Origin of the sequence: Inquilinus sp. (genome assembly GCF_039594555.1) — a bacterium.
Lineage (GTDB): Bacteria > Pseudomonadota > Alphaproteobacteria > DSM-16000 > Inquilinaceae > Inquilinus.
Window position 1 is genome coordinate 1 of sequence record NZ_JBCNNF010000289.1, and the last position, 8990, is coordinate 8990.

Genomic DNA, 8990 nt, shown 5'->3' on the forward strand with positions numbered 1-8990 from the left:
ATAGAAAAACAGTACAAGCAGTCTATGAAGAATTAGAAGCACAAGGATGGCTGGTCGAAATCGCGGCACGCGATTTCGGGTGAGGGGGTGGCTCCGGCCCCTCAAGCCGGCGTGAACACCTCGACCGGGGCCCTCACCCCGCGCAGGGTCTGCAGGCCCAGGCAGCGGAAGCGTTCGGGCGCCGCCAGGGCCTCGACGAAGCGGTGGCTGACCACCATCGGCACGTTCAGCACGCTGCACAGATGCTCCAGCCGGGCGGCCTCGTTCACCGCCGGGCCGATGATGGTGAAGTCCAGCCGCTGGCCCGACCCGACATTGCCGTACAGCACGTCGCCGACATGCAGCGCCACGTCCAGCGTCATCACCGGCGCGCCCTCGGCGGCCCGCCGCAGGTTGATGGCGGCAATCCGCTCCAGCGCCTCGGCCGCGGCGGCCAGGGCCCGGCCGCAGGTCTCGGCGGTGTCGTCCTCGGCAAAGGCGAAGGTGGCCAAGAGGCCGTCGCCCATGAATTTCAGAACCTGCCCGCCGCGGTGCTCGATCGGCGTGGCCAGCGCGTCGAGATAATCGTCCAGCATCGCCACCAGCTGGTCGCGCGGCATGGCGTCGGCCAAAGCGGTGAAGCCGCGCAGGTCGCCGACGAGGATCGCGGCCGAGATGGTCTCGACGGCGCCGCGGCGAATCTCGCCCCGCAGCACCCGCTGCCCGACGTCGCGGCCCAGATAGGTCGTCAGCACCGTGCGGAAGGCGGCCAGGTCGATGCTGATGCGCGCGGCGGCGCCGAACACCGGCATCACCTCGTCCAGCGCCCGCACCTCCGCATCGGTGAAGCCACCGGGCCGGTCGGTCGCCAGCGTCACCGTGGCGCCGGTGCGCAGCGGGTGCAGACCGCCGTCGAAGCCGAAGGGGATGACGAAGCACAGATAGTCGGTGGCGCCGCCGTCGCGGAACTCGGCCAGGATCGGGAACTCCTCCACGCCCTCGCCCCGCTCCAGCCGGTAGCGGGTCAGCGGCACCAGGTCGTCGGCCCTGGCGGCGGCGGGGTCCTTCGCGGCCTCCCGCGCGGCCACCACCGCCGCGTAGATCGGGCTGGAATTCGACAGCTTGCCCCAGGAGCCGTGGCCGTACATCTCGCTCTCCCGGCCGCCGTCGCGGGTCCAGGTCAGGCCGAAGGATTCCATGTCCGGATGCAGCGTGGTGGCCGACAGATAGGCCCGCCACAGCGGGATGCCGGCGGCCAGCACCCGGTCGGCGAAACCCTCGGCGACATCCTGCACCGTCCCGGCCAGCAGCGCTTGGTTGCCCAGCCAGTGCCGCAGCGCGGCGAGGCCGGCCGCCGTCCCGGGCAGCAGGGCCTCAGCGGTCACGGGACAGGCCCCGGGCCTCCAGCGCGTCGAGATAGGCGCGCCACAGCTCGTCCTGGCGGCTGGCGAGCTCGTGCAGGTAGGTCCAGGAATACAGGCCGGTGTCGTGGCCGTCGTCGAACACCAGCCGCACGGCGTAGTGGCCGACCGGCTCGATCGCTGTGATGGCGACGTTGCGCTTGCCGCCGAAGATGGTCTTCTGCGACGGACCGTGGCCCTGCACCTCGGCCGACGGGCTCTCGACCCGCAGCAGCTCGGCCGACAGGGTGACGTGCAACCCGTCGTCGAAGCGCAGCTCCAGGACGCGCTCGGCCCGCTTCAGCCGGATCTCGACCGGCCGGGCGGCGCTGCCCGTCAGGGGCGGGCTCCCCATCGAGGACATGGGATCAGCGCCGCGCGTCGGGGTCGAGCGGCCGGGCCTCGTCGATCAGCATGATCGGGATGCCGTCGCGGATCGGATAGGCCAGCCGCGCCTGGTCCGAGATCAGCTCCTGCGCCTTGGCATCGTAGCGCAGCGGCGCCTTGGTCAGCGGGCAGACCAGCATCTCCAGCAGGCGCGGGTCGACCGCCGTCGGGCTGCTGGGGGCGGGGGCGCTGCCGGAATCGGGGGTATCGGTCATGGCACGGGGTCCGGAAACAGGTGCTGTCAGTGGCGCACATGGCCGGCATGGCCGCCATGGATCGCCATCCGGATGATCGATAGCATGACTCGGGTGCGCTCGCAGAGATCCTTCGCTTCCAGCAGCGCCTGCTTCTCCTGCGGCTCGAACGGGCAGATCATCGCCAGCGACGTGACCAGCCGCTCATCCGGGGTCTGACCGATCGCCTCCCAGTCGGCGGACAGGCCGGCGATGCGGAAATAGTCGGTCAGGGCCTGGTTCAGCCCGGCGCGGTCGATCTCGGCCGCGGTCGGCTCGGCCATGTCGGCGGCGAATCCGGTCCAGCCCGGCCGGACCCGGCGATAACCGCGCCGCTCCTCCAGCTCCTGCTCAACCCGGAACCGGCACAGCCCGGTCAGGGTGATCAGGTAGCGGCCGTCGTCGGTCTCGTCGAAGCTGGTGATCCGCCCGGCGCAGCCGACGGCGTAGAGCGGCGGCGGGGCCGCGCCCCAATGGCCGGGGCGCGGCTGGATCATGCCGATCATCCGGCCGCCGGCCAGCGCGTCCTCGACCATGGCGAGGTAGCGCGGCTCGAAGATGTTGAGGGGCAGGAGGCCGCGCGGCAGCAGCAGGACCCCGGGCAGGGGGAAGACCGGCAGATCGGTGCCGAGGTCCTGGAAGGCTGGGGCGCGCGGCCGCCGGCTCATGAAAACAGGATCGAGGACAACCGACGCCGGCCGGCCAGGGTCAAGGGGTCGGTCGGGCCCATCGCCTCGAACAGCTTGACCAGCTGCTTGCGCGCCGCCTGCTCGTTCCACTCGCGGTCGCGGCGGAACAGCTCCAAGAGCTCGTCCACCGCCGCCTCGCGCTCCCCGGCGCCGTAGAGGGCGGTCGACAGCTCGTAGCGCGCCTCATGGTCGTTCGGGTTGGCGGCCAGGCGCTGGCGCAGCCCGGCCAGGCCGGCGACCGCCGCGGCGCTCTGCTCCGCCAGCTCCAGCGCGCTCTTCGCCGCGGTGATGTCGGCGTGGCGCGCCATCTCCGGCGTCAGGCTGTCCAAGAACTGCTTGGCCTGCTCGATCTCGCCCAGCGCGATCAGGCAGCGGGCCAGGCCGGCCGCAGCGGCGGCACTGTCCGGCGCATGCGCCAGCACATGCTGGTAGATGCCGGCCGCCTCCTCGACATTGCCGCTGTCCAGCACGCTCTTGGCCTCGGCCAGCAGCTGGTCGACATGGTCGTGGGAATCGTGACCGGCCAGTTGCACCAGCTTGTCGATGAAGCTCTTGACCTGGCTCTCCGGCACCGCGCCCATGAAGCCATCGACCGGGCGGCCCTGGTAGAAGGCGTAGACGGTCGGCACCGACTGGATGCGCAGCTGCGCCGCCAGAGCCTGGTTCTGGTCGATGTCGACCTTGACCAGCCGGACCTTGCCGCCGGCAGCCTGGACCTGCTTCTCCAGGATCGGGCCTAGCGTCTTGCAGGGGCCGCACCAGGTGGCCCAGAAGTCGACGATGACCGGCACCTCCATCGAGGCTTCGATCACGTCGGCGCGGAAGCCGGCGGTGCTGCTGTCCTTGATCAGCGGTGCGGCGCCGCCGGAAGCGGAATTCAGAAGGGCGTCCATGGCGTTGTCCCAGGTCTGGTATTGATCTGTGCCGAAGCCCGGCGGCGGCAAGCGGCGGCGTCAGCCGCCGGCCGGCACATCCTCCGCCGGCAGGGTGACGGGCGCCGGCTCCGCCGGCAGGGTGACAGAGTCGAGATCGACGATATGGGGTTCGTGGCCGCAGCTCGCAATGAAGCCCAGCAGCCCGGCCGGCTCGATCGCCGTGGTCATGGTGTTGATCAGCGGGTGGAAGTGCAGCGTGCCGTGCCGCACCATCTCGGAATCCAGCACGATGGTCACCCGCCGGGCGTCGTCATTGATGAGGGCGAAGGGCGTGACCGAGCCGGGGGTGACGCCCAGCGCCTCCATCAGCCGGTCGGGCGACCCGAAGGACAGCCGGCCGGCGCCCAGCAGCTCGCCCAGCGCCTTCAGGTCGACGCGGCGCTCCTCCTCGCAGACGACGAGCCATTCCTGGCCCTTCTTGTTGCGCAGGAACAGGTTCTTGGAATGCCAGCCGGGCAGCAGGCCGCGCAGGTGGCGCGATTCCTCGACCGTGAACACGGCCTCGTGCTCATGCGTCGTGACCGCGACGCCGAGCGAGCGCAGCCGGGCGAACAGGTCGGCGGGCGTGGCGCGGGGCCGGGCGGCGGCGGGGCCGGACGATTCGGGGGCGGTGCTGTCGGGCGCGGTCATGCCGGCTGTTATACGAGCCCGCGGCGGCGCTTCCAAGCCCGCCCCGGACGGTCGCGCGCCGCCGCCCGACGCGACCCTGAAAATTTCCGCATTTAGGTGCTTGCAAATCCCGCGGCATCGGATATAACCCGCCACCTCGACGGCGCTGCGGCGCCGACGACGCCAGAGCGGGCGTAGCTCAGGGGTAGAGCACAACCTTGCCAAGGTTGGGGTCGAGGGTTCGAATCCCTTCGCCCGCTCCATTTTCTCCCGAAAGATCGGTGGCTTTTTGGCGGTCGCGCTGGAAATTGGCGCGCCGGTGTCTGCCGTTGGTCAACACCGCACTGCCGTGATGACCGGCAGGCAAATCGCCAATACTGGCGCGCACGACTTCCGACGCCGAGGATGACGAGGCCGCAACCAATCGCGATTGCGCGATCGTCGGCCGCTCACCTCGATCAAAGCCGTTTGATCTGCACCCAGGCCTTGATGGCTTGGGTGAGCTCCGCCTTCCGTTCCAGCGGCAGCCAATGTCCGGAGGGCATGCTCGTCACGGTAAGGTCTGCGCAAGCTGTGCGCATCGGGTCGCCTTGGCGATTTCCGATGATGCTGCAGATTTGATCGAAGTCGCCGTTGACGAACAGCACCGGCTGCGACAGGTGGCCCCCGTTCCGCGCTTCGCGAGCGTAGGCGATGTTGGCGTCGTCGTTCAGGTACCATGCGCAGGACGGGCGAAAGCCGTGTGCCTCAAACGCCTGCACCAGCACGCCGAAGTCTGCCGACGGCCAGAGATCCGGGTTCGGTCGAGTCGGCGGCGCACGGTGCGTGGCGCCGAAGCGCCCCCCGTTTCGCGTGACAACCGCATTCGGCGAAACCTTGCCGACGCCAGCAGGGTCGCCCGGCTGAAAGATCGACGCGAGCGATGCCGCCTTGTCCGCATCAAGATCGGCGACGGCCGCGCCGAAGTGCGTCGTGTAGTAGCGGTAGTAGTCCCATTGACCGTCCGGATATCGGTCGGCCGGATAAATGGTTCGGTCGACCAGCGGGACGATTGTCCTCAGGGCATGTCCCGCGGGCTGATGCGCCAGCGAGGTCAGCACGACGCCACGGCTGCGCTCGGGCTCATGTGCGACCAACGCACCGGCCACGACGCTGCCCCAGTCGTGGCCGATCCAGATCGCAGGCTGGCCGCCAAGGTGGTCATGGAGCTCCGTCATATCCGCCACGACGTCCCTGATGGCGTAGGCGCTGTTGGCTTCTGGCGCGGAAGAGCCGCCGAAGCCGCGCAGATCGGGAGCGACACAGTGCCAACCGTCGGCGGCGAACGCCTCCATCTGGGCGCGCCACATCAAGCCGATGCTCGGCCAGCCGTGGAGGAAGATCAGCAACGGCCCGTCGGCCGGCCCGCTCACCAGGTAATGCGTTGTCTGGCGAGGGGTGCTGAAGGTTCGGGAGGCCGGTCCGGCTGCAGAGCTGATCGGTTCAGGTGGGGCTGTCATGGTCTCATGCTCTGGCTGATTGCAGATGAGTCATCCGCCCGATCGGTGACCAATGAAACGGCCCCCGGCACGGGCCGTATCCGTCTATGATTGCTTTTGAACGGCGGTCACGACCGCAGCGGCCTGAAGAAGGCCCTGATGTCCTCATGATGCTCTGCGGGAGACGGTTCAGCCGCTCTTCCTGGGCGCGCCAATCGAAGCGGTGCAGCCAGTGGTCGGCCAAACGCCTGACGAAGGCCAGGGCGGCGCCGTCATCCCAGCTCTCATCATCCAGCGAGTCCGGCCATCGGGTACCGCGCAACCGCGTCTTCAGATCCTCGATCGCCATATCGGGAACATGGATCGTGAAAGGCCTGCCAGTCATTGCCTCCTCCTCAGAATGTCAGCGAGCGCGACAAGCCGGACACGCAGGCACGCAGCGAGTGCCGAGCGACCATGGTTGCCCCGGTCGTCGAGGTGGGCGGTGAAATCTGGCGAACGCCGCCTAAGGATGTCGAGTTCCCGGATTACCGTAGAGGACTGCTCTGCCACCTGAGCTGGCCCAGCGGGCGGCCGGTCAGGCAAGCCTGGAAGAGCAGGCTCAGGTCGACGGCTCCTCGAAGGGCACGGCGCCCCCCGGCCCGGCGGGCACCGTGAACCGGAAGACGGCGCCCCGCGGCTGGTCTGCCTCGACCCACAGCCGTCCGCCATGCGCCTCGACGATCGAGCGGCAGATCGCCAGGCCGAGGCCCGTCCCGCCGGGCTTGGTGGTGTAGAACGCCTCGAACAGCCGGTCGGCGCTGCCCGGATCGATGCCCGGGCCTGAATCCCGCACCGTCACGCAGATCTCGCCGGTCTCGGTCCGGCCGGTGCCGATCATCAGCTCCCGCACGCCCTGGCCCGCCTCGCCCATGGCTTCGATCGCGTTGACGACCAGGTTGAGGGCGACCTGCTGCAGCTGGATCCGGTCGCCCTCGACCGGCGGCAGACCGTCGGCGAGATCGGCCCGCACCGCGACCGCGTGCCTCGCCGTCTCGCCGCGGGCGAGCTCGATCACTTCGCGGATCGCTTCATTGATCTCCAGCCGGTCGGTCCGGGGCGGCGCCTTGCGGATCTGGGCGCGGATCCGCCCGAGCATGGCGCTGGCGCGGTTGCCGTCCCGGACGATGCGGTCGAAGGCGGCCCGGGCCCTGTTCAAGTCGGGCCGCGGGCGGTCGAGCCAGCGCAGCCCGGCCATGGCATTGGTCACCGCCGCGGCGACCGGCTGCTTCATCTCATGCGTGATCGAGGCGGCGAGATAGCCCAGGGTGGCGAGCCGGTTGGCGTGCGACAGCTCCATCATCGCGGCCGCCTCGCCGCCGATCGCGGCGTCCGGACGGATCTGGTCGGGATGGTCGCTCGACGCTGACATCGCTGGATCCCTTCAAGCCGGATCGCGCCGGCCCCGATCGGCCGTCACTCCCCGGCCCGGCATCGCCGGGCCTGACCCGTCATCGTGCCCGGGCGAGACGCGAGCAATGCCCTCGTGGTCCGCCGGCTTCCCTCAAGGGCGGGTCGTCGCTCGATGACACGCTGCCGGAATGATGCGTGCGGGGCCGCAGGGCCGTGAGTTTACTCTTGTAAAAAAACATAAACCGCACCCGGCGCCTTGCATGCGACAGCCCTCAGTCCAGGCGGGACCGCAGCGTGCTGATCCATGCCCTGGCCGTCCTGAGATCCTGCGTGCCGTGGCCTTCGGTGAAGCGGCCATGGATTGAGAAGAGGAGCTCATGGGCCTCCGCGACACGTCCCCCCTGGGACCAGAGCTGGGCCAGGCCCATGGCGGCCCGCAACTCCCACGATACGGCGCCCTGCCGCCGCGCCCAGGCCAGGGCGGACCAGAAGCTCTCCTCCGCCATGGCGATCGATCCCCTGGCCCAGGCGAGCCGGCCCTTCACGCGCAGCAGCTCCGACTGGCACCAGCGATCCTCATGGGCCTCGCACCGGGCCAGCCCGTCCTCGATGGCGGTCGATCCCGCCTCGATCTCGCCGGCATCGCACAGGGCTTCGGCCAGCACGCCCAGGATGAAGGTGGTGTGCGCCTCGAACCCGGTCTGCCGCAGTGCGCCCACCGCCGCCTGCAGCTCGGGCAGCCCGGCCCCGGTCGACCGGACCAGCCGGATCGCCTCGCAGCAGCGGCCCCAGGCCTCCCAGATGACGAAGCCGTGCCGGGAGGCGAGATCGAGCAGCAGCGCGATCAGGTGCCCGGCCGCGTCGAGGTCGCCGACCAGCAGCGCCAGCGGTATCGCGGCCTCGCTCAGGACATATTGCAGCGTCATGACGTGGCCGAGCGCCTGGGCGTCCGCTAAGGCCCCCTGCGCCAGGCCCAGCGCCTGGTCCGGCGTGCCCTGCAGCCAGAGGATGCGGGCGAGATTCGCGCGCCCGACGATCCGGTGATCCACGCGGAAGCCCGCCGTATGCCACCGATGCCGGTCGGGCTCATACTGCGACAGCATCGCCTCGAGACGTCGTCGGGCCTCGTCCTGCTCGCCCAGATAATGCTTCGAGATGGCAATGACGCGCTCGCCCATCAGGCGCTGTGCCGTCTCGCCGCGCCGTGCCGCCAAGTCATGGAACCGCTCGGCGAAGCCGAGGGCGAGCCGGGGCGAACCGCCATAGAGCCGCGCATTCCACAGACCCCATAGTGCCCGCGCCTCATAGTCCGCCTCGCCGAGCCCGGCGGCGAGATCGAGGGCGCGCGACCAGGCGGCATCAATGGCCTCCCCCGGTCCCCGCGCATAGACCGCGGCCGCACCCAGCGCGGAGCGCAGCCGCATCTCGTTGTGCAGATCGCGGCCGGGTTCCGCCTCGATCACGTCGAGCGCCCGCTCGGCATTCGCCACGCAGGCATGGAGCTGGCCCAGATCGAACAGCAGGACCGCGGCGGCGGCGGAGAGCGCGACGCCGACCGCCGGATCGCCGCCGGCCGAGAAGGCCCAGTCGAGCGCCGCGCGGATGTTGTCGACCTCCTGGCGATAGAGAGCCAGCCATTCATCGGTGGAGCGGCGGGCCCACTCGGCCCGCGCGCGGTCCAGCAGGTCGCGATAGAACTCGGCATGGGCGCGCGAGGCCCGTGCGGGTCCCTCGCCGTCGCGGAGCTTGGCGATCGCATAGGCGCGCGTGGTGTCGAGCAGCCGGTAGCGCATCGTGGCGCCGCCCACATCCGCCGAGATCAGCGATTTCGCCACCAGATTGGCCACGCCGCCAACGACCTCGGGGCCGGCGATAGCATCGCCCGCGG

The 8990-nt window shown here is 69.9% G+C and carries 10 protein-coding genes and 1 tRNA gene; 1 reads left to right on the forward strand and 10 read right to left on the reverse strand.

Annotated elements, in window-relative coordinates:
- Positions 1–101: 101 nt before the first annotated feature.
- Genes ABDW35_RS25480 through ABDW35_RS25505 form a run of 6 tightly spaced genes read right to left on the reverse strand, consistent with a single transcriptional unit; the run spans position 102 to position 4253 of the window.
- Positions 102–1364: an adenylate/guanylate cyclase domain-containing protein gene (locus ABDW35_RS25480; RefSeq protein ID WP_343716667.1), complete on the reverse strand. Its 1263-nt coding sequence runs from the start codon at positions 1362–1364 to the stop codon at positions 102–104.
- Positions 1354–1743 (reverse strand): DUF971 domain-containing protein, encoded by a 390-nt coding sequence (locus ABDW35_RS25485; protein ID WP_343716668.1) that lies wholly within the window; start codon positions 1741–1743, stop codon positions 1354–1356. The genes ABDW35_RS25480 and ABDW35_RS25485 overlap by 11 nt, the downstream gene beginning before the upstream one ends.
- A 4-nt stretch (positions 1744–1747) precedes the next feature.
- Positions 1748–1981 (reverse strand): Trm112 family protein, encoded by a 234-nt coding sequence (locus ABDW35_RS25490; protein WP_343716669.1) that lies wholly within the window; start codon positions 1979–1981, stop codon positions 1748–1750.
- 26 nt (positions 1982–2007) lie between these two features.
- Positions 2008–2667, reverse strand: a complete 660-nt coding sequence (locus ABDW35_RS25495) for an LON peptidase substrate-binding domain-containing protein (RefSeq protein WP_343716670.1) — start codon at positions 2665–2667, stop codon at positions 2008–2010.
- On the reverse strand, positions 2664–3581 hold the full coding sequence (gene trxA / locus ABDW35_RS25500; RefSeq protein ID WP_343716671.1) for a thioredoxin: 918 nt from the start codon (positions 3579–3581) through the stop codon (positions 2664–2666). The genes ABDW35_RS25495 and trxA overlap by 4 nt, the downstream gene beginning before the upstream one ends.
- 60 nt (positions 3582–3641) lie before the next feature.
- On the reverse strand, positions 3642–4253 hold the full coding sequence (locus tag ABDW35_RS25505; protein WP_343716672.1) for a prolyl-tRNA synthetase associated domain-containing protein: 612 nt from the start codon (positions 4251–4253) through the stop codon (positions 3642–3644).
- A 167-nt stretch (positions 4254–4420) separates the two neighbouring features.
- On the opposite strand from ABDW35_RS25505, the gene ABDW35_RS25510 reads away from it, so the two are divergent.
- A tRNA-Gly gene (locus ABDW35_RS25510) sits at positions 4421–4495 on the forward strand.
- A gap of 195 nt (positions 4496–4690) precedes the next feature.
- Here ABDW35_RS25510 and ABDW35_RS25515 read toward each other — a convergent pair.
- The 4 genes from ABDW35_RS25515 to ABDW35_RS25530 form a co-directional block, all read right to left on the reverse strand.
- Positions 4691–5620 (reverse strand): alpha/beta hydrolase, encoded by a 930-nt coding sequence (locus ABDW35_RS25515; RefSeq protein ID WP_343716673.1) that lies wholly within the window; start codon positions 5618–5620, stop codon positions 4691–4693.
- Between the two features lie 115 nt (positions 5621–5735).
- A complete protein-coding gene (locus tag ABDW35_RS25520; protein ID WP_343716674.1) occupies positions 5736–6095 on the reverse strand; it encodes an epoxide hydrolase N-terminal domain-containing protein in 360 nt (119 codons plus the stop codon).
- Between the two features lie 216 nt (positions 6096–6311).
- On the reverse strand, positions 6312–7121 hold the full coding sequence (locus tag ABDW35_RS25525) for an ATP-binding protein (protein ID WP_343716675.1): 810 nt from the start codon (positions 7119–7121) through the stop codon (positions 6312–6314).
- 253 nt (positions 7122–7374) lie between these two features.
- A partial coding sequence (locus tag ABDW35_RS25530; RefSeq protein ID WP_343716676.1) for a hypothetical protein occupies positions 7375–8990 on the reverse strand: 1616 nt, incomplete at its 5' end.